Below are 20664 nucleotides of genomic sequence, written 5' to 3'. Positions count from 1 at the left end.
CTAGGGCAGAGGTGGTTTCAGGAAGATTCCGTTATTAAGAGTGTTTGCTACTATATATAGGTAAGAAAGAGTGTCTTTATTGTGTTGTATTAAAGTCTTAATGCGTCTCTTTGTTAATCTCAGTAAAATCCTCTCCAGTATCCCTTTAATCTGTGTCAATCTCAGCAATCTGTGTTAAGACCTTTGTGTGTCTCCGTGTTTCCTCTGTGTATCTTTGTGAAATCCTCTCCAGTGCCTTTTTAATCTGCGTCAATCTGAGCAATCTGTGTTCAAACTATTCATATCTTCCCCGTTTCCTCTGTGTATCTTCATAAAATCCCTTTTTAAGTGTCTTTAATCTGTGCCAATCTGAGAAATCTGTGTTCAATTGCTTTGTGATCTTAGTGCTTCCTTGGTGCCCTTTGTGTTTAAAAAAGTCTAAACTCCTACAAAACCATAATTCTCTTTTAAAACAATATTCACATTTTCAGCGAGTTGAGAAAAAGGTTAAAATAAAGTTACGAAAAGGTATTGTTTAATTGAATAAAGGCGGTACTTTTGCACCCGCAACAAGCAAGACGTTCACTGACATACTGACAAGCGATTGAGATATAAAGGAGATAAAACTTCTTAAAATAAATATCAAAAAAAGCTTGTGAGAAAAGAATTTACGTTTTACATTTGCACCCCGCAAAAGCGCTAAGTTATTTGAAATACTGACAAGAGAAAATAGGTTTTAATCTTTGGAAAAAGAATAAAAAAAAACTTTAAATTTTTCTTGTGAGATTAAAAAGAAGTTGTACTTTTGCACCCGCTTCGAGAAACACAAACATTGTGAGATACGAAGAAAAAATAAGAAGAACACGTTCCTAGACATATTGAATTGACAGCCGTTCTTAAAAGAGATTTTAAGAACAAAAGAATAAGAGTAATAGAATCGATAGATTTGAAACGAACCACTAGAACTTCAGTCAAAAATAAATAGTCCGCCACGGCGGACGCATAATATACGATGAAGAGTTTGATCCTGGCTCAGGATGAACGCTAGCGGCAGGCCTAACACATGCAAGTCGAGGGGTATAGTTTTTCGGAACTAGAGACCGGCGCACGGGTGCGTAACGCGTATGCAATCTACCTTTCACAGAGGGATAGCCCAGAGAAATTTGGATTAATACCTCATAGTATTATAGGATGGCATCATTTTATAATTAAAGTCACAACGGTGAAAGATGAGCATGCGTCCCATTAGTTAGTTGGTAAGGTAACGGCTTACCAAGACCGCGATGGGTAGGGGTCCTGAGAGGGAGATCCCCCACACTGGTACTGAGACACGGACCAGACTCCTACGGGAGGCAGCAGTGAGGAATATTGGTCAATGGACGCAAGTCTGAACCAGCCATGCCGCGTGCAGGATGACGGTCCTATGGATTGTAAACTGCTTTTGTACAGGAAGAAACCGCTCTACGTGTAGAGCCTTGACGGTACTGTAAGAATAAGGATCGGCTAACTCCGTGCCAGCAGCCGCGGTAATACGGAGGATCCAAGCGTTATCCGGAATCATTGGGTTTAAAGGGTCCGTAGGCGGCCTTATAAGTCAGTGGTGAAATCTCCCCGCTCAACGGGGAAACGGCCATTGATACTGTAGGGCTTGAATTATTAGGAAGTAACTAGAATATGTAGTGTAGCGGTGAAATGCTTAGAGATTACATGGAATACCAATTGCGAAGGCAGGTTACTACTAATATATTGACGCTGATGGACGAAAGCGTGGGTAGCGAACAGGATTAGATACCCTGGTAGTCCACGCCGTAAACGATGGATACTAGCTGTTGGGCGCAAGTTCAGTGGCTAAGCGAAAGTGATAAGTATCCCACCTGGGGAGTACGAACGCAAGTTTGAAACTCAAAGGAATTGACGGGGGCCCGCACAAGCGGTGGAGCATGTGGTTTAATTCGATGATACGCGAGGAACCTTACCAAGGCTTAAATGTAGATTGACCGTTTTGGAAACAGAACTTTCGCAAGACAATTTACAAGGTGCTGCATGGTTGTCGTCAGCTCGTGCCGTGAGGTGTCAGGTTAAGTCCTATAACGAGCGCAACCCCTGTTGTTAGTTGCCAGCGAGTCAAGTCGGGAACTCTAACAAGACTGCCAGTGTAAACTGTGAGGAAGGTGGGGATGACGTCAAATCATCACGGCCCTTACGCCTTGGGCTACACACGTGCTACAATGGACGGTACAGAGAGCAGCCACTATGCAAATAGGAGCGAATCTATAAAACCGTTCTCAGTTCGGATCGGAGTCTGCAACTCGACTCCGTGAAGCTGGAATCGCTAGTAATCGGATATCAGCCATGATCCGGTGAATACGTTCCCGGGCCTTGTACACACCGCCCGTCAAGCCATGGAAGCTGGGGGTGCCTGAAGTCGGTGACCGCAAGGAGCTGCCTAGGGTAAAACTGGTAACTAGGGCTAAGTCGTAACAAGGTAGCCGTACCGGAAGGTGCGGCTGGAACACCTCCTTTCTAGAGCCTTAGTGTTAGCGTAAGCACGCTAAGGAAAAAGACGAAAAGAACTATTGGGATTAGATTTAGACATTATATTACTCTTGCTGTTAATTTAAAAAAAAAGAATAAAACTTAAGTAAAACAGAGTCTCGTAGCTCAGCTGGTTAGAGTACTACACTGATAATGTAGGGGTCGGCAGTTCGAGTCTGCCCGGGACTACTATTTAAACTTAAGAAAAGGAAATTTTAGAGGTTGGCTAACCGTTCTAAGTACTGTTAACTGAGAACTGTTAACTGTACACTAAAGAATGGGGGGATTAGCTCAGCTGGCTAGAGCGCCTGCCTTGCACGCAGGAGGTCAACGGTTCGACTCCGTTATTCTCCACAAGCTCGAAGAGCAAATTTCAAAAAAAAGAAATTACAAATACCAATTATTGGAATTTGGGATTTAAAAATTGGAATTTATCCAGAGTAAAAGTTCATTGACATATTGAGATAAGAAAAATATAAAAAGTAGAAAGCGTTTTTTACTATTTATAGTAGAAAACAAACAAAAACGGTCATAATTAAATTTATGATTGGTACAATAAGCAAAATAAGGGCGTATGGGGGATGCCTAGGCTCTCAGAGGCGATGAAAGGCGTGATAAGCTGCGAAAAGTTACGGGGATCTGCACACAAGACTTGATCCGTAAATACCTGAATGGGGCAACCCACTATGTTGAAGACATAGTACACCGATAGGTGGGCAAACCCGCTGAACTGAAACATCTAAGTAGGCGGAGGAGAAGAAAACAAAAGTGATTCCGTAAGTAGTGGCGAGCGAACGCGGATTAGCCCAAACCAGTGTTGTTACGGCAATGCTGGGGTTGTAGGACCACGTTATTTGTTGCGGATAGAATTAGAATTTACTGGAAAGTAAAGCCAAAGAAGGTGATAGCCCTGTATAAGTAATAGAAGATAACAATAGTGGTATCCTGAGTAGGGCGGGGCACGTGAAACCCTGTCTGAATTTGGCGGGACCATCCGCTAAGGCTAAATACTCCTGAGAGACCGATAGTGAACCAGTACCGTGAGGGAAAGGTGAAAAGAACCGTGAATAACGGAGTGAAATAGATCCTGAAACCATACGCTTACAAGCGGTCGGAGCCCATTCGTTGGGTGACGGCGTGCCTTTTGCATAATGAGCCTACGAGTTAACGTTGCTGGCAAGGATAAGTGGTTAAGCCACGGATCCGTAGCGAAAGCGAGTCTGAATAGGGCGCTTTAGTCAGTAGTGTTAGACGCGAAACCGTGTGATCTACCCATGGACAGGTTGAAGCTTTGTTAACCCAAAGTGGAGGACCGAACCCGTTGACGTTGAAAAGTCTTGGGATGATCTGTGGGTAGGGGTGAAAGGCCAATCAAACTCGGAAATAGCTCGTACTCCCCGAAATGCATTTAGGTGCAGCGTCGTGCATAAGTTATATAGAGGTAGAGCTACTGATTGGATGCGGGGGCTTCACCGCCTACCAATTCCTGACAAACTCCGAATGCTATATAATGTTTCACGACAGTGAGGGCTTGGGTGCTAAGGTCCAAGTCCGAGAGGGAAAGAACCCAGACCATCAGCTAAGGTCCCCAAATATATACTAAGTTGAAAGAACGCGGTTTGTCTGCTTAGACAGCTAGGATGTTGGCTTGGAAGCAGCCATTCATTTAAAGAGTGCGTAACAGCTCACTAGTCGAGCGGACGAGCATGGATAATAATCGGGCATAAGTATATTACCGAAGCTATGGATTTTGTAGTAATACAAAGTGGTAGGGGAGCATTCTAACAGGGTTGAAGGTGTGTCGTAAGGCATGCTGGACTGGTTAGAAAAGAAAATGTAGGCATAAGTAACGATAATGCGGGCGAGAAACCCGCACACCGAAAGACTAAGGTTTCCACAGCTATGCTAATCAGCTGTGGGTTAGTCGGGACCTAAGGCGAACCCGAAAGGGACAGTCGATGGACAACGGGTTAATATTCCCGTACTACTGTTAACTGTGATGGGGTGACGGAGTGATGAAAGTGTCGCGAACTGACGGAATAGTTCGTTGAAGTATGTACCTATAGGCTGCGCAGGCAAATCCACGCGGCTTGGGGAATTACGATAGTACTCGGAGTCTTCGGACGAAGAGATAGTACACCTAAGGGCTTCCAAGAAAAACCTCTAAACTTCAGGTTAATAGTACCCGTACCGCAAACCGACACAGGTAGTCGAGATGAGAATTCTAAGGTGCTCGAGAGATTCATGGCTAAGGAATTAGGCAAAATAGACCCGTAACTTCGGGAGAAGGGTCGCCAGCAGCAATGCTGGCCGCAGTGAAGAGGTCCAGGCGACTGTTTATCAAAAACACAGGGCTCTGCAAAATCGTAAGATGAAGTATAGGGCCTGACACCTGCCCGGTGCTGGAAGGTTAAGAGGAGATGTTATCTTCGGAGAAGCATTGAATTGAAGCCCCAGTAAACGGCGGCCGTAACTATAACGGTCCTAAGGTAGCGAAATTCCTTGTCGGGTAAGTTCCGACCTGCACGAATGGTGTAACGATCTGGACACTGTCTCAGCCATGAGCTCGGTGAAATTGTAGTAACGGTGAAGATGCCGTTTACCCGCAGTGGGACGAAAAGACCCTGTGCACCTTTACTATAGCTTAGTATTGACCTTGGATAAATGATGTGTAGGATAGGTTGGAGACTGTGAAGTGGCGTCGCTAGGCGTTGTGGAGTCATTGTTGAAATACAACCCTTTGTTTATCTGAGGCCTAACTCCGCGTTGCGGAGGACATTGCTTGGTGGGTAGTTTGACTGGGGTGGTCGCCTCCAAAAGAGTAACGGAGGCTTCTAAAGGTTCCCTCAGTACGCTTGGTAACCGTGCGAAGAGTGCAATGGCATAAGGGAGCTTGACTGAGAGACATACAGGTCGATCAGGTACGAAAGTAGAGCATAGTGATCCGGTGGTTCCGCATGGAAGGGCCATCGCTCAAAGGATAAAAGGTACGCCGGGGATAACAGGCTGATCTCCCCCAAGAGCTCATATCGACGGGGGGGTTTGGCACCTCGATGTCGGCTCGTCACATCCTGGGGCTGGAGAAGGTCCCAAGGGTTGGGCTGTTCGCCCATTAAAGTGGCACGCGAGCTGGGTTCAGAACGTCGTGAGACAGTTCGGTCTCTATCTACTGTGGGCGCAAGAAATTTGAGTGGATCTGATTCTAGTACGAGAGGACCGAATTGGACAAACCTCTAGTGTATCTGTTGTCACGCCAGTGGCACTGCAGAGTAGCTACGTTTGGAAGGGATAAGCGCTGAAAGCATATAAGCGCGAAACCCACCACAAGATGAGATTTCTTTTAAGGATCGTGGGAGATGACCACGTTGATAGGCTATAGATGTAAAGGCAGTAATGTCATAGTCGAGTAGTACTAATAATCCGTAAGCTTATGTACAAATCCTCCCCCCTAACCCCCTCCGAAGGAGGGGGAGAAAGCACGCAAGTGTGGGGGGAAGAAACTTTCTAATAATACAAATATTTTTTTCTTTATCTCAGTATGTTAAGATATTGTGTAATGTTAATTAGCTCAAGCTAGTTACCCATTGCAAAACGACCTTAAGGTGGTTATTGCGGCGGGGCTCACCTCTTCCCATCCCGAACAGAGTAGTTAAGCCCGCCTGCGCAGATGGTACTGCATTTTTGTGGGAGAGTATGTCGTCGCCTTTCTTTTGAAAACCCTGTTTCTAACGAAACAGGGTTTTTTGTTTTATAGCATTTTCACTAAAACGGAAGTATTCTTAATCCTTATCATTTATTTGATGGGGATTTTTTGTTTTATTTTTTAAAAAAATAAGGTAAAATTTAATCCGAACAGAGTAGTTATGTCTGCCAGTACAGATGATACTACGTTTTTGTGAGAGAGTATGGGATCAATCCTAAAACCTGTTGAGCGAGAAAAATTAAGCATAAATATTAGTTAGACTAAAAAGAAAAAGCGGATCAAGTTCATAAGTTGAGGAATAGGCAAAAGAAAAATAAATAACCTAAAAGTAAGAATTCAATGTTTCAAGTTGTAAAGTTGTGAGTTTAGCTTAATTTATGATAATCGATTTGTTATATGGTTTTCTTGTCTTGAAATGATGAAGTACAAAAAGGTATTGTTTTCTAAATCTATATTATTTATTTGATATGGTTTTTTTGTTTAGCTATTTTTTTGTGCCTATTTTTACTCGCATTATAATCAATACTATGAAAAAAATATTATTACTGTTCTCTGTAAGTTTAATTAATCTAATAGGTGCACAAGAGCGTCCGAAATTAGTTGTTGGTATTGTAGTAGATCAAATGAAAATGGAGTATTTATACCGTTTTTATAATGATTTTTCAGATAAGGGATTTAAGAGGTTGCTTAATGAAGGATTCAGTTTTGAGAATATGCATTATAATTATATGCCCACATATACTGCTCCTGGACATTCATCAATTTATACAGGAACAACACCTGCTATACATGGAATTGTGGGTAACGAATGGTTTAGTAGAAAAGAAAATAAGGCAATTTATTGTACAGATGACACTTCTGTTTCAACAATAGGTAATGGTACTAAAGATGAAGGAGAAATGTCCCCTAAAAACCTTTTAAGTACTACAGTTACTGATGAGCTTAGAATGTCGACTAATTTTAAAGGGAAAGTAATTGCTATGAGTCTTAAAGACCGTGGTGCAATCTTACCGGGTGGTCATTTTGCTAATTGGGCTTTTTGGCATAGTAAAACGGGAGATTTTATTTCAAGTACATTCTATGGTTCAGCTTTACCTAGTTGGGTGAACGAATTTAATAATGAGAAACATTATTTACCTTATTTTGAAAAAGGTTGGGATTTATTGAAGCCTATAAGTGTTTATAATGAAAGTCTAGCAGATGATAATGCTTATGAGGGTAAATTATATGGAAGTAAAAAAACTATATTTCCTTATAATTTAAAAGAAATGTATCAGAAACATGATGCTAGTGTTATTCGTTCTACACCTTTCGGTAATGATTTTTTAGCTGAATTTGCAATGAAAGCAATTGAAAAAGAAAGCTTAGGTAAAGATGATATAACCGATTTCTTAACAATAAGTTTTTCTTCTACTGATTATGTAGGTCATCTTCTAGGGCCTAGGTCTATGGAATTACAAGATACCTATTTGAGGTTAGATCAAACTATGGAAACCTTTTTAAATTATCTAGATAAAACTGTTGGTAAAGGAAATTATTTATTATTCTTAACTGCAGATCATGCTGGAGCTGAAAATGTAAATTACCTTAAAGATAATAAGTACAATGTAAATAGTGTTAGTCCAAAAGATATTCGAACAAATCTTAAGGAGTTTTCAATTAAAACTTTTGGAGTGGATGTTGTTTTGAATTACTCTAGCTATAATTTGTTTTTTGATAAAGGAATTGTAAAATCAAATAATTTGGATTTAGCTGTAGTTAAACAGGAGTTTAAGAAGTTTTTAATGACTTTGGATTATGTAAAAAGAGTGTATACAGAAGAAGAGATATTAAATTCTTCTGGAGCTGACTTTTACTTGAATTTTATTTATAAAGGATACGATCCAACTCAAAATGGAGATATAGTTATACTTGATAAGCCTGGGTATATTGAATACCACGGGACTGGTACCTCTCATGGTACAACATATACCTATGACACGCATGTACCAGCTTTGTTTTATGGATGGAAAATAAAAAAGGGTAAGTCATACGGTAAAAAAGAAATTACCCAAATTGCACCGACAGTATCTCAAAAAATACAAATTTCACTTCCTAATTCAACAGAGTCGAATTTGTTAGAAGAAATTTTAGGAGGCACATTCAGAAGTAAGCCTACTTTTTTGCAAGAAATAAAAAAATGACCAAATTTTAGAGTTTCAAAATTGGTCATTTTTATTTTTCACGGACTCTGATGTATCAAAAAAGTCTTTTTTAGGTATTGACTAGACGCACGTTCTCCACGGAGGTGTTTTTTGTTTTTTTAGGCTGCTAAAATTTGTTGCTGCTTGAGAATTCTTCTTCCTATTTCCAGGGCATTTCCTGTATGTATTCCGAAGAAGATCCAAAGCATTTCACTTTTTTGGGTTTTGGCTTTTATCTTTTTTAGATTGTAATGTTCTTTCTCTTTTCCAAAACTTCCTTCTAATCGAGTGGAGCGTTCTTTTTTGATTTCTTTAGCTAAGATTTTACGCTGTTCTTCATTTTTGCCAGCTTTTCCTTTTCGCACAAAATCGGTTTGGATGTTGTTTGAAGTGGTGAATGTTCGATTTTTATTGGTGGCATAAATTGCATCAGCACCAAGCATTTTTACTTTAGTTTTGGTTAAGTTTTGAGCGCAAAAAACCGTGCTTTGAAGACGTGTACCTTCATTGAAAGCTCTGTACTGAATATGTTCTATAAAATTAATTCCATCAATTTGGATTTTGTTGACTTTGGCTCCAAATTCAACTTGTTTTACTTCCTTACCTCTTACAATAGGTCTAATATAGCTTTTACTAATACTTATTATTCTATCTGGAACACTTTTGCCTGTTTTAAAAATTTGAGACTGTTGTTGATACACCTTAGCGATTAGAGAACGTTGGTTTTTGTATTTTTTAGTAGCTTCAAAAGAATTTTGATTCTCAATTTTATTGAGTTCAGCGTTAAGTTTGTACAATAATTTCAACAGTCCTCTGGTTACTTTTGTACGGTGTTTTGATTGCTTTTTTCTTTTTTTAGAATATTCATTATAGCGTCTACACCAATCCAAATACTTGGTTCTTGGTAACTTGATTTTTAACATACCACATAAGGCTTCCATTTGTTTGTAATTCCATTGTACGCATTCCCATAGTAGTTTTTGATTAGTTGGAAAGCGTACCTCGCTTTCGTAACAAGTGGCATCGGTAAAAATTTTATCCAAATCACTCATAAATGGAATCCAGTTTTTAGCTAATATTTCTTGACTCTTTCGAATATTTAAACCTTTGGAGAGTTCCATTCTGATTTGGCTCACGATTTTAAAATTAGTCAGGGGCTTGTCTATAGGAATTAGAATGTCGCAAAAAAACTGCATGAAAATATTACCGTTCAAAAGCTCAATAAGTTTTTTATCCGAGCAACCGTAGTAATTTTTTAACATCATCAGGGCAATCTTACCCTTGGGACTAAAATAACAATGAGTCCCTTTGTTAGAATCTTTCAATTTGAAGGCTTGACTAAGCTCAGAAAAAGGCATTGAAAGGTATATTTTACCCAAATCCGTTTTTAAAAATTGGGCGTAAAAACTATCAAAATTTTCATTGATAGTAAAAATTGAAAATTTGTATTGAAATTCGCTTAAACGTACTATTTTTGCCATCACACTTTAAAAGAAAACCCCGTTTTTGACTCGTTTTGAGCAATTTCGGGGTTTGTTTCTTCTAAAATAATACCTATTTTGCTGAAAAACAACTTTTTGTGTTATTATGAATGTGCCTTAGGAAACTAGCATTGGTCTAATGTAAAAAGTCCCATTTCAAATTTATTGAAATGGGACTTTTTTATTGTTGTTCACTATTTATTTTGCTACTGCTTGAGGTAAACCTATTTGACCTTTGATTAAGTCTTCAAAAGTTTCTTGAGCACGAATTAGATGTCCTTGTCCGTTCATCCAAAGTACTTCAGCTGGTTTGTATCTTGAGTTATAGTTAGATGCCATAGAGAAACAATATGCTCCTGCATTTCTGAAACTTAGAATGTCACCTTCGTTTATTTCTGAGATTCTTCTGTTATTTGCAAATGTATCTGTTTCGCAAATGTATCCTACTACAGAATAGAAACGCTCTTTTCCTTTTGGATTTGAGATGTTTTCAATATGGTGTTGTGAACCATAAAACATTGGGCGAATTAAATGGTTGAAACCGCTATCAATACCAGCGAAAACAGTTGATGTTGTTTGTTTAACAACATTTACTTTAGCTAAGAAATAACCAGCTTCACTCACCAAGAATTTTCCTGGTTCAAAGATTAGGGTTAAGTTTTTACCGTATTCTGCACAGAATTCATTGAATCTTTTAGATAGTTTTTTACCTAGTTCTTCAATGTCAGTTTCGATATCATCTTTTTTGTAAGGTACTTTAAATCCACTTCCGAAATCTAAGAATTCTAAGTTTTTGAAGTTTCTTGCAGCATCAAATAAGATTTCGGCAGCATATAAAAATACTTCAATATCTAAGATGTCAGATCCGGTGTGCATATGGATACCTACGATGTTCATTTTTGTGTTTTCAACAATACGAACAAGGTGTGGTAACTGGTGTACAGAGATTCCAAATTTACTATCAATATGTCCTACAGAAATATTAGCATTTCCTCCAGCCATTACGTGTGGGTTGATGCGAATACAAACAGGTACATTTGGGTGTTTAGTCCCAAATTGCTCTAAGATAGAAAGGTTGTCAATATTGATTTGAACGCCTAAAGCAGAAACTTCTTCGATTTCTTCTAATGAAACTCCGTTAGGTGTAAAAAATATTTGGTCAGGAGAATAACCTGCATGAAGTCCTAATTGTACTTCTTGTATTGAAACGGCATCTAAACAAGAACCACATTCTCTAAGTAATTGAAGAATGGCAATGTTTGATAGAGCTTTCATTGCGTAGTTGATACGTAATTTTTCTACTTTAGAAAAAGCTTTGGTTAATCGACTGTATTGTGATTTTATTTTTTCGGCATCATAAACGTATAGTGGTGAGCCAAATTGTTCTGCTAGTTGTACTAAGTCTTTTGGTTGCATTTTAGTTTTTTTGAGCAAATTTATTATTCTTTATTGGTTTTACAATGAAAATTAGTAATTCTAACAAAATATAACAAAATGTTTGTTTTGTGGTAGTTGTGTTGTTTAATGGGTGAGGGATAGTAGTGGAAAGCCCACAGTTACTGTAGCGATAGCGTAAGTAACGAGGACTTGTAACGGATAGCCCGACCCAGTTGTAACGATAGTGGAAACTGGGGCACCTCCAAATAAATAATTTAAGTTTTTGATTGAGGATTAACGATTTTTGATTGTTGATTTGGGAATACTTAAACGGATATTTTTAAATGATTGATACTAGAAATCTAAAATCATCATACGTTACTCTAAATTCAAAAATCAAAAAAAAAGGGCTGTCTAAATGAATAGACAGCCCTTTGTAGCTATAATTCTATTGGATTATACTCCTGGTAAATCTCCACCTTCTTTAGTAGGAAGGTTTGTTGTTCCCATTAGGTATAAATCTACGGCTCTTGCTGCTTCACGACCTTCAGAAATAGCCCAAACTATTAATGATTGTCCTCTACGCATATCACCAGCAGTAAATATGTTAGGTACATTGGTTTGGTAACTACCATATTCTGCTTTATAGTTTGAACGAGCGTCTTTTTCAATTCCTAATTGGTCTGCTAAAGTGCTTTCTGGACCTGTAAATCCTAAAGCTAATAATGCTAGGTCACAAGGCCAAGTTTTTTCAGAACCTTCTACTTCGATTAATTGAGGACGTTGTCCTGGAACAATTTTCCATTCTACATTAACAGTTTTAAGAGCGATTAATTTACCAGATGCATCTTTTACGAATTCTTTAGTGTTAATTAACCAATTTCTTTGAGCACCTTCTTTGTGAGAAGAAGATGTTTTTAATTGTAGAGGCCAATAAGGCCATGGAGTTGTTTCGCTTCTTCCTACTGGAGGTTTTGGCATAATCTCGAAGTTGGTCACTGATTTAGCACCTTGACGGTTTGATGTACCTACACAGTCAGAACCAGTATCTCCACCACCAATCACGATTACATCTTTACCAGTAGCTAGAACCTGATTTTCAATTTTTTCTCCAAAAACAACTTTTGTTTGTTGCGTTAAGAAATCCATTGCTTGAACCACTCCGTCAGCATCAGCACCTGGAGTTGGTAAACCTCTTCTTTCTGTAGCACCACCGCAAAGTACGATTGAATCAAATGCTTTTAAGTCATTGATATCGTAGTTTACACCAACGTTTGTGTTTACTTTGAAGATGATTCCTTCAGCTTCAAGGATAGCGATACGTCTGTCGATAATTCCTTTTTCCATTTTGAAATTTGGAATTCCGTAACGTAATAGTCCTCCAATAGCATTGTCTCTTTCAAAAACGGTAACAGTGTGACCTGCTCTGTTTAATTGTTGAGCCGCTGCTAATCCTGCAGGACCTGAACCAACAACAGCTACAGTTTTACCTGTTCTTTCTTTTGGTGGTTGTGGTTTGATCCATCCTTCTGCGAAGGCACGTTCAACGATATTTTTTTCTATGTTTTCGATAGAAATTGGATCAGCAATAATTCCTAAAACACATGCTTTTTCACACGGTGCAGGACATAAACGTCCTGTAAATTCAGGGAAGTTATTTGTTGAATGTAGTATCCAAGAGGCTTTTTGCCATTCTCCTTGGTGTACCATGTGGTTAAAGTCGGGGATTAAATTCCCTAACGGACATCCACTATGACAAAATGGAATACCACAATCCATACAACGTGATCCTTGTTCAGTAATTTCAGCTTCACTCAAAGGAACTGTAAATTCTTTATAATGTCCTACACGTTCTTGTACTGCTGTGTATGATTCATCTTTTCTTTCGAATTCTTTAAAACCTGTTACTTTTCCCATTGTATTATGCTGTTAATTCTTCTACCATTTGTACTTCTGTCTCCAAACGCTTTAATGCTTTTTTGTACTCCGTAGGCATTACTTTTACAAAATCGTTTAAGCTAGCGTCCCAATTGTTAAGCAATTCAGTACCTCTACTACTGTTAGTGTAAAGTACATGTTTCTCAATCAATTGTTTCAATTCGTTTGCTTCGATACCTTCAATAGTTTCGAATTCGATTGTTTCAGTGTTACATAAACCATTTTTGAATTTATGCTCTGGGTCATAGATATAAGCGATACCTCCACTCATACCTGCTGCAAAGTTACGTCCTGTACTTCCTAGAACAACAACCTTACCACCAGTCATATACTCACAACCGTGATCTCCCACACCTTCAACTACTGCAGTAGCACCTGAGTTACGAACTGCAAAACGCTCTCCTGCAATACCATTGATGTAAGCTTCTCCTTCGATTGCTCCAAATAAACATACGTTACCAACAATAATGTTGTTTTCTGCGACAAATGTTGCTTTGGCTGGTTTTTTAACAATTAATTTAGCTCCAGATAATCCTTTACCTAAATAATCGTTTGTATTTCCTTCAACTGTAAATGTTAAACCGTGAGCACTAAAAGCTCCTAAACTTTGTCCAGCAGAACCAGTAAAGTTGATGTTTAAAGTGTCTTCAGGTAAACCTAAGTGACCATATATTTTTGAAATTTCATTACTAACGATAGCTCCTACTGAACGGTTGATGTTAGTAATAGGATAATTCAATGTCATTTTTTCTTTTCTGTACAAAGCACGGTGAGAATCTTTCAAGATTTGGAAATCCAATACATTGTCTAATCCGTGGTCTTGTTTCTCTGTGTTTCTTACTGTCAAATACTTGTAAGTATCTGGTCTGTGTAAGATAGAAGATAAATCTAAACCTTTTGCTTTGTAATGTGTGATGGCTTTGTTAGAATTAATTTTGTGAGTTTGACCCACCATTTCTTCTAAGGTTCTGAATCCAAGTTGTGCCATGATTCCTCTTAACTCTTCAGCTACATAGTAGAAGAAGTTAATTACGTGCTCAGGTGTTCCTTTGAAATTCTTACGCAATTCTTTATCTTGAGTTGCAATCCCTACAGGACAAGTATTCAAGTGACATTTACGCATCATGATACATCCTGAAGCTACTAATGGAGCAGTAGCAAAACCAAACTCTTCAGCACCTAATAAAGCAGCGATAGCTACGTCACGACCAGTTTTTAATTGACCATCACATTCTACAACGATACGGCTTCTTAAATTGTTTAATACTAAAGTTTGTTGTGCTTCAGCTAATCCAAGTTCCCAAGGAAGACCTGCGTGTTTCAATGAAGTTAAAGGAGATGCTCCAGTACCACCATCGTAACCTGCGATTAATACCACATCCGCTTTTGCTTTAGCAACACCAGCTGCAATCGTACCAACACCAACTTCAGATACTAATTTCACGTTAATACGTGCTTCTCTGTTAGCGTTTTTCAAGTCAAAGATTAATTGTGCTAAATCTTCAATTGAATAAATATCATGGTGAGGTGGAGGTGAAATCAATCCTACGAAAGGAGTTGAGTTACGAGCCTCTGCAATCCATGGTAATACTTTTTCACCAGGTAATTGTCCACCTTCTCCAGGCTTAGCACCTTGAGCCATTTTAATTTGAATCTCTTTTGCACTAGATAAGTAGTGAGAAGTTACTCCAAAACGTCCAGAAGCTACTTGTTTGATAGCCGAGTTACGACTGTCACCATTTACATCTGGTTGGAAACGTTTTCTGTCTTCTCCACCTTCACCTGAATTAGATTTACCTCCAATACGGTTCATGGCGATAGCTAAGTTTTCGTGTGCTTCTCTAGAGATAGATCCATAAGACATTGCTCCAGTTTTGAAACGTTTTACGATTTCGGTCCATGGTTCAACTTCGTCTAATGGAATTGGGTCTAAGTTGTCAAATTCAAATAGACCACGTATAGTCATTAAGTTTTTAGCTTGATCGTTTACTGTTTTAGCATACATATCATAGCTATCTTGATCACTCAAACGTACTGCTTGTTGTAATTTAGCAATAGTAGTAGGGTTGAACATATGTCTTTCCCCGTTACGTCTCCATCTGTATTCTCCACCAATGTTTAATCCTAAACGGTTCGGGATTAATACATCAGGATAAGCATATTGGTATCTTTCGCTAATTTCTTTTTCGATTTCATACAATCCAATACCTTCAATTCTTGAAGCAGTATATGGGAAGTATTTTTCAACGAATTTAGAGTTGAAACCAACAATTTCAAAAATTTGAGAACCTCTATAAGAATGTAAAGTAGAGATTCCAATTTTGTTCATGATTTTTAGAATTCCTGAACCAATTGCTTTGTTGAAGTTGTCAACTGCTTTTTGTTCGCTAATTCCAGTGATGAAACCTTCTTGTACTTGTACACGAATGATTTCGTTAACCATATAAGGATTGATAGCACTTGCTCCGTAACCAAATAAAGTTGCGAAATGATGTGGTTCACGTGGTTCAGCTGATTCGATAATGATATCAAAGTACGAACGCTTACGCAAACGGTTCATTTGGTGGTGAACGTACGAACAAGCTAATAAAGCTGGGATTGGAGCGAACTCTTTGTTTACACCTCTATCAGATAAGATAATGATGTTTGTTCCTCTTTCAACTGCTTTAGTGATTTGGATAATAATGTTATCCAAAGCATTTTCTAAACCGTTTAATCCTTTAGCTTTTGGATATAAGATTTCAATTGTTTCTGCTTTGAAATTATCGATTGAGATATTTCTAATTTTCTCTAAATCGTCATTAGAGATAACAGGATTTTGAATTCTTAATTTTCTACATTGTTTGCTAGAAATATCAAAAATATTTCTGTCTTGCCCTAATGCTAAACTGATATCCGTTACAATTTCTTCACGAATACCATCCAAAGGAGGGTTAGTAACTTGTGCGAATAACTGTTTGAAATAGTTAGGGATAAGTTGTGGTCTGTCTGACAATACTGCAAGAGGTGTATCGATACCCATAGATCCCAAAGCTTCTTTACCAGCTTGAGCCATTGGTGTAATCATTTCTTGAATATCCTCTAATGTATAGTTGAATAAACGTTCTCTAGTTTTTAAATCGATTGTCTCGATAGGACAAGCAATAGTAGTTGTAGGTACGTCTTTCAAGTTCAAACGGTATTGTTTCAACCATTCTTGATACGGTCTTTCAGAAACAATTTTACTTTTGATTTCCTCATCATTGATGATACGTCCTTCGTTCATATCAACCAAGAACATTTTTCCAGGCTCTAATCTACCGTGACTTTCTACATCTTCAGGGTCTACTTCTACAACGCCAATTTCTGATGCCATAATTAATTTACCACTTTTGGTAACAGTATAACGAGAAGGTCTTAAACCATTACGGTCTAATAAAGCACCTACATAATCTCCATCAGAGAATGGTACAGAAGCAGGTCCGTCCCATGGTTCCATGATACAAGCGTTGTATTCGTAAAATGCTTTTCTTTCTTCAGACATGGTTTTGTGTTTCTCCCATGCTTCCGGAATCATCATCATCATTACTTCTGGTAATGAACGTCCTGTATGTGTAAGTAATTCAACCACCATATCCATAGAAGCAGAATCTGATTTTCCTGGTAAGATGATTGGGAATAATTTTTCTATTTGTGGTCCAAAGACATCACTTTTCATGATTTCTTCACGTACACGCATTCTGCTTACGTTACCACGTAGTGTGTTGATCTCACCATTTTGACACATATATCTAAAAGGTTGAGATAATTCCCATGTTGGCATTGTATTCGTAGAGAAACGTTGGTGTACCAAAGCCAAACGAGTAACTAAATCCGTTTGCTGTAAGTCAGTATAATATGGCCCGATATCTTCAGGCATAATGATACCTTTATATATTAAGGTAGTAGTTGAGAAACTTGGTACGTAAAAATAAGAACTTTGCGATATTTTAGAATTTGCAATAGTATGCTCTGTAATTTTACGGGCAGCATATAATTTAGCTTTGAAAATAGCTTCGTCAATGGTTTCGCTTTTACCAACAAAAACTTGTTCGATAGAAGGCTCAGATGCTAAAGCGATTTCACCCAATTGTGAAGAATCAACAGGAACTTCTCTCCATCCTAAAACAGTAAGTCCTTGTTCTTTGATTTCTTTTTCGAATATCTCTTTACAGTAAACGTATTGGTTTTTTATTTTTGGTAAAAATACCATTCCAACAGCATATTCACGAGCAGCAGGTAAAGTAAAATCACAAACTCTATTGAAATATTCATGAGGAATGTCGATTAAAAGTCCAGCTCCATCTCCCGTTTTTCCGTCAGCACTTACACCACCACGGTGCTCTAGTTTTACTAGAATTTCTAATGCGTCGTGTATAATTTGATTCGTTTTCTCACCTTTAAGGTTGCAAATAAAACCAGCTCCACAGTTTTCATGCTCAAATTCTGGCAAATAAAGGCCTTGTTCTTTAAGTTTCATGCTTGATAAATTTTTTTACAAAAATAAAGATTTCATTATACATAATGAATTGAAAAGGGCGGGTTGGCTGTATTTTTGTAATAAAAGCATAAAATCAAGAGATAATTGTAAATAATTCGGTTTTTGGTTCGTTGTTTTAGTAAATTGACAATTATAAAAGGAAATAAAAGCTGGATTTAGCTAATTTAGTGAAGTTTTAGATTAAATATATGCGAAAATTCAATCGTTATAGTGACGTGGAATTTCTAGTTTTATATTTTTTTGATACAAAAAAATCGATTTTTATTTTTTTAACATTTGTTGTGAAATAATTGATTTTAAAATTTTGAAAACGTTTCTATCTTAGGATGTATTTTGTTACTTTTGTGCCACTTATTTATTCTGAAACAAATTCAGAGTCCAGATAAAATCTATATTATGAACATACACGAATATCAAGGTAAAGAAATTCTAGCTAGCTACGGAGTTCGCATTCAACGTGGAATCGTTGCTAATAACGCAGTTGAAGCTGTTGCTGCTGCAAAACAATTAACTGCTGAAACAGGAACTGGATGGCATGTTATCAAAGCACAAGTACACGCAGGTGGACGTGGAAAAGGTGGTGGAGTTAAATTAGCTAAAAACTTAGAGCAAGTTGAAACTATTGCTGGTGAAATCATCGGAATGCAATTGGTAACACCTCAAACTTCTGCTGAAGGTAAAAAGGTTCACAAAGTATTAGTAGCTGAGGATGTTTATTATCCAGGTGAAAGTGAAGTTTCTGAGTTTTATGTATCAGTACTTTTAAATAGAGGTTCAGGACGTAATATGATCATGTACTCTACTGAAGGAGGGATGGATATTGAAGAAGTTGCTGAGCATACACCTCATTTAATTTTTACTGAAGAGATTGATCCAACTGTAGGATTACAAGGTTTTCAAGCAAGAAAAATTGCTTTTAACTTAGGTCTATCAGGTAATGCTTTTAAAGAAATGGTGAAATTCATCGACGCTTTATATAAAGCTTACATTGGTTCTGATGCTTCTATGTTTGAAATCAACCCAGTATTAAAAACTTCTGATGATAAAATTTTAGCGGTAGATGCTAAAGTTGATATTGATGATAATGCGTTATACAGACAAATAAAAATTGCTGAAATGCGTGACATCCGTGAGGAGAACCCTATCGAAGTGGAAGCTAAAGAAGTAGGATTGAACTATGTTGATCTTGATGGTACTGTAGGATGTATGGTTAACGGAGCTGGATTAGCAATGGCAACTATGGATTTAATTAAGTATGCTGGTTTTGAGCCTGCAAACTTCTTAGACGTAGGAGGAACTGCTGATGCTAAACGTGTTGAGACTGCTTTCCGTATTATCTTGAAAGATCCAAACGTAAAAGCAATTTTGATTAACATCTTTGGAGGTATCGTTCGTTGTGACCGTGTGGCTCAAGGAGTTGTTGATGCATACAAAAACATGGGTGACGCTATTAAAGTGCCAATCATTGTTCGTTTACAAGGTACTAATGCTGAAATTGCAAAAGAATTAATTGATAATTCTGGAATGCCTATTTTGTCAGCTGTTGCTTTCCAAGAAGCAGCTGATCAAGTTCAAGCTGCATTATCTTAATAAGAGAATAAAGCAAGGAGACTTTTATAAGTTTCGTTATTATATTAAAATCCTGTTCGTTTCGAACAGGATTTTTTTTATGGTTATTAATTGCTGGCAATAAAAAAAGGATAGTTAAAGAACTATCCTTTTTTTATTGTATAATCGTCAACTTTCTTTTTGATTTAATTTTGAAGTTTAATCAAGGTTAAAAAAACAAAAATGCATCAGTAATTTTGATGGTATTGTCTGAAAATAAAAAAAGTTTTTTACATTTTCTTCATCTGATCTTTCATCATTTTGATTTGGTCTTTTAGCATTCCTTGTTTGTCTAGCTTTTTGGCTTCGTTTAATAGGTTAGTTGCTTCTAGTTTTCTTCTTCTAGTCATCGCTACTCCAGCAAGGTTTAATTTGGCTACAGCCAAATCCATGTCCATTGATAAACCTAGTTCGATTGCTTTTTTGAAATATTTCTCAGCTAACTGTAGATTCGTTTGAGAATTCATGATTCCGTGAAGGTAGTTGAAGTATCCTTGTTGTTTTTGTACTAAAGCTGCTTCTGGATTTTTTATAAAAGAAAGCCATTTAGTAGCGCCTTCAAAATCTTGTTTTCTTAGTTTTATGAAAGCGAGTAAGATAAATTCATTTTTGAAATAAAGAAAAATAGGGATAATGCTTAATAGTATTAGGAAGATTCCATTACCAATATTGTTTTCTGTGAATTGCCAAACGCTAGTGACTAGGATTAAACCAGCGATAATTAGTTTGATATTTTTGTGAAACATATAAATTGTGTTTTTTAAGCTAGCAAAGATAGTAAAATGAATAGGATAGACGCAAAACAAATATCAATTCTGTGAAACAGTTGATAAACTAGTCTTTAGCTTGATTTTGGTGGCTTTTTGTGTCAGAAACACCATTGAAAAAGACAGAGGTTGCTTAGGTTTTAAGTCTTAATTTTTGAGACTTTAGAGTTTATTGAAATATTTTTAAAAAACTGCTTGCTAAAAAAAAAAAGTCTTTGTATATTTGCACTCGGTTTCGAGAGAACAATAAGTTAAGATATATAAATAAGATTTAAAGATACAAAGCAATGAGTAAAAGAACGTTTCAACCATCGAAAAGAAAAAGAAGAAATAAGCACGGATTTATGGACAGAATGGCTTCTGCGAATGGAAGAAAAGTTCTTGCACGAAGAAGAGCTAAAGGAAGACATAAATTGACTGTTTCTTGTGACCCAAGACACAAAAAATAATGTTTTTATAAACATAGATAAGGCGTTACTTTTTTTAGTATCGCCTTTTTTTATACCTAAGCGGATTAAGGTTTTCGAATTCCTTTATCTATACCTTTTTAGCAAAAATAATACCCACTCTTAAT

8 protein-coding genes, 2 tRNA genes and 3 rRNA genes are annotated in these 20664 nt (G+C 37.4%); 8 read left to right on the top strand and 5 right to left on the bottom strand.

Features of this window, described 5'->3' with window-relative positions:
- Window positions 1-988 precede the first annotated feature (988 nt).
- From SLW70_RS15505 to pafA, 6 genes are all read left to right on the top strand, one after another.
- A 16S ribosomal RNA gene (locus tag SLW70_RS15505) occupies window positions 989-2502 on the top strand.
- A 127-nt stretch (window positions 2503-2629) separates the two neighbouring features.
- Window positions 2630-2703, top strand: a tRNA-Ile gene (locus SLW70_RS15500).
- A gap of 91 nt (window positions 2704-2794) precedes the next feature.
- Window positions 2795-2868, top strand: a tRNA-Ala gene (locus SLW70_RS15495).
- 199 nt (window positions 2869-3067) lie between these two features.
- Window positions 3068-5950 (top strand): 23S ribosomal RNA (locus SLW70_RS15490).
- 162 nt (window positions 5951-6112) lie between these two features.
- Window positions 6113-6222, top strand: a 5S ribosomal RNA gene (rrf, locus tag SLW70_RS15485).
- Together the 16S, 23S and 5S rRNA genes with 2 tRNA genes alongside form the textbook arrangement of a ribosomal RNA operon.
- Before the next feature lie 522 nt (window positions 6223-6744).
- Window positions 6745-8400: an alkaline phosphatase PafA gene (pafA, locus tag SLW70_RS15480; RefSeq protein WP_320889544.1), complete on the top strand. Its 1656-nt coding sequence runs from the start codon at window positions 6745-6747 to the stop codon at window positions 8398-8400.
- 119 nt (window positions 8401-8519) lie between these two features.
- On the opposite strand, the gene SLW70_RS15475 is transcribed toward pafA, so the two are convergent.
- From SLW70_RS15475 to gltB, 4 genes are all read right to left on the bottom strand, one after another.
- Window positions 8520-9881: a transposase gene (locus SLW70_RS15475; RefSeq protein WP_320888441.1), complete on the bottom strand. Its 1362-nt coding sequence runs from the start codon at window positions 9879-9881 to the stop codon at window positions 8520-8522.
- 198 nt (window positions 9882-10079) lie between these two features.
- Window positions 10080-11297: a diaminopimelate decarboxylase gene (gene lysA / locus SLW70_RS15470; protein ID WP_320889542.1), complete on the bottom strand. Its 1218-nt coding sequence runs from the start codon at window positions 11295-11297 to the stop codon at window positions 10080-10082.
- Window positions 11298-11714: 417 nt separating this feature from the next.
- Window positions 11715-13175 (bottom strand): glutamate synthase subunit beta, encoded by a 1461-nt coding sequence (locus SLW70_RS15465; protein ID WP_320889541.1) that lies wholly within the window; start codon window positions 13173-13175, stop codon window positions 11715-11717.
- Between the two features lie 4 nt (window positions 13176-13179).
- Window positions 13180-17694 carry a glutamate synthase large subunit gene (gltB, locus tag SLW70_RS15460; RefSeq protein ID WP_320889540.1) on the bottom strand — a complete coding sequence of 1505 codons (4515 nt, stop codon included), beginning with the start codon at window positions 17692-17694 and terminating at the stop codon, window positions 13180-13182.
- Window positions 17695-18111: 417 nt separating this feature from the next.
- Between gltB and sucC the strand changes: the two genes are divergently transcribed.
- Entirely contained in the window at window positions 18112-19305 is a 1194-nt protein-coding gene (gene sucC, locus SLW70_RS15455; RefSeq protein WP_320889539.1) for an ADP-forming succinate--CoA ligase subunit beta, read from the top strand.
- Window positions 19306-19553: 248 nt separating this feature from the next.
- On the opposite strand, the gene SLW70_RS15450 is transcribed toward sucC, so the two are convergent.
- Window positions 19554-20069 (bottom strand): DUF2892 domain-containing protein, encoded by a 516-nt coding sequence (locus SLW70_RS15450; protein WP_320889538.1) that lies wholly within the window; start codon window positions 20067-20069, stop codon window positions 19554-19556.
- A 308-nt stretch (window positions 20070-20377) separates the two neighbouring features.
- On the opposite strand from SLW70_RS15450, the gene rpmH reads away from it, so the two are divergent.
- Window positions 20378-20539 carry a 50S ribosomal protein L34 gene (gene rpmH / locus SLW70_RS15445; RefSeq protein WP_026706823.1) on the top strand — a complete coding sequence of 54 codons (162 nt, stop codon included), beginning with the start codon at window positions 20378-20380 and terminating at the stop codon, window positions 20537-20539.
- The last annotated feature ends 125 nt before the right edge of the window (window positions 20540-20664 follow it).

The organism is Flavobacterium sp. NG2, from assembly GCF_034119845.1.
GTDB lineage: Bacteria > Bacteroidota > Bacteroidia > Flavobacteriales > Flavobacteriaceae > Flavobacterium.
This window is presented reverse-complemented; position numbering and strand designations above follow the sequence as displayed.

Excerpts from the sequence above, each read along its gene's own strand:
- SLW70_RS15475 (WP_320888441.1), bottom strand. The coding sequence starts at position 9,881 with ATGGCAAAAATAGTACGTTTAAGCGAATTTCAATACAAATTTTCAATT.
- SLW70_RS15465 (WP_320889541.1), bottom strand. The coding sequence starts at position 13,175 with ATGGGAAAAGTAACAGGTTTTAAAGAATTCGAAAGAAAAGATGAATCA.
- gltB (WP_320889540.1), bottom strand. The coding sequence starts at position 17,694 with ATGAAACTTAAAGAACAAGGCCTTTATTTGCCAGAATTTGAGCATGAA.
- rpmH (WP_026706823.1), top strand. The coding sequence starts at position 20,378 with ATGAGTAAAAGAACGTTTCAACCATCGAAAAGAAAAAGAAGAAATAAG.
- SLW70_RS15450 (WP_320889538.1), bottom strand. The coding sequence starts at position 20,069 with ATGTTTCACAAAAATATCAAACTAATTATCGCTGGTTTAATCCTAGTC.
- sucC (WP_320889539.1), top strand. The coding sequence starts at position 18,112 with ATGAACATACACGAATATCAAGGTAAAGAAATTCTAGCTAGCTACGGA.
- lysA (WP_320889542.1), bottom strand. The coding sequence starts at position 11,297 with ATGCAACCAAAAGACTTAGTACAACTAGCAGAACAATTTGGCTCACCA.
- pafA (WP_320889544.1), top strand. The coding sequence starts at position 6,745 with ATGAAAAAAATATTATTACTGTTCTCTGTAAGTTTAATTAATCTAATA.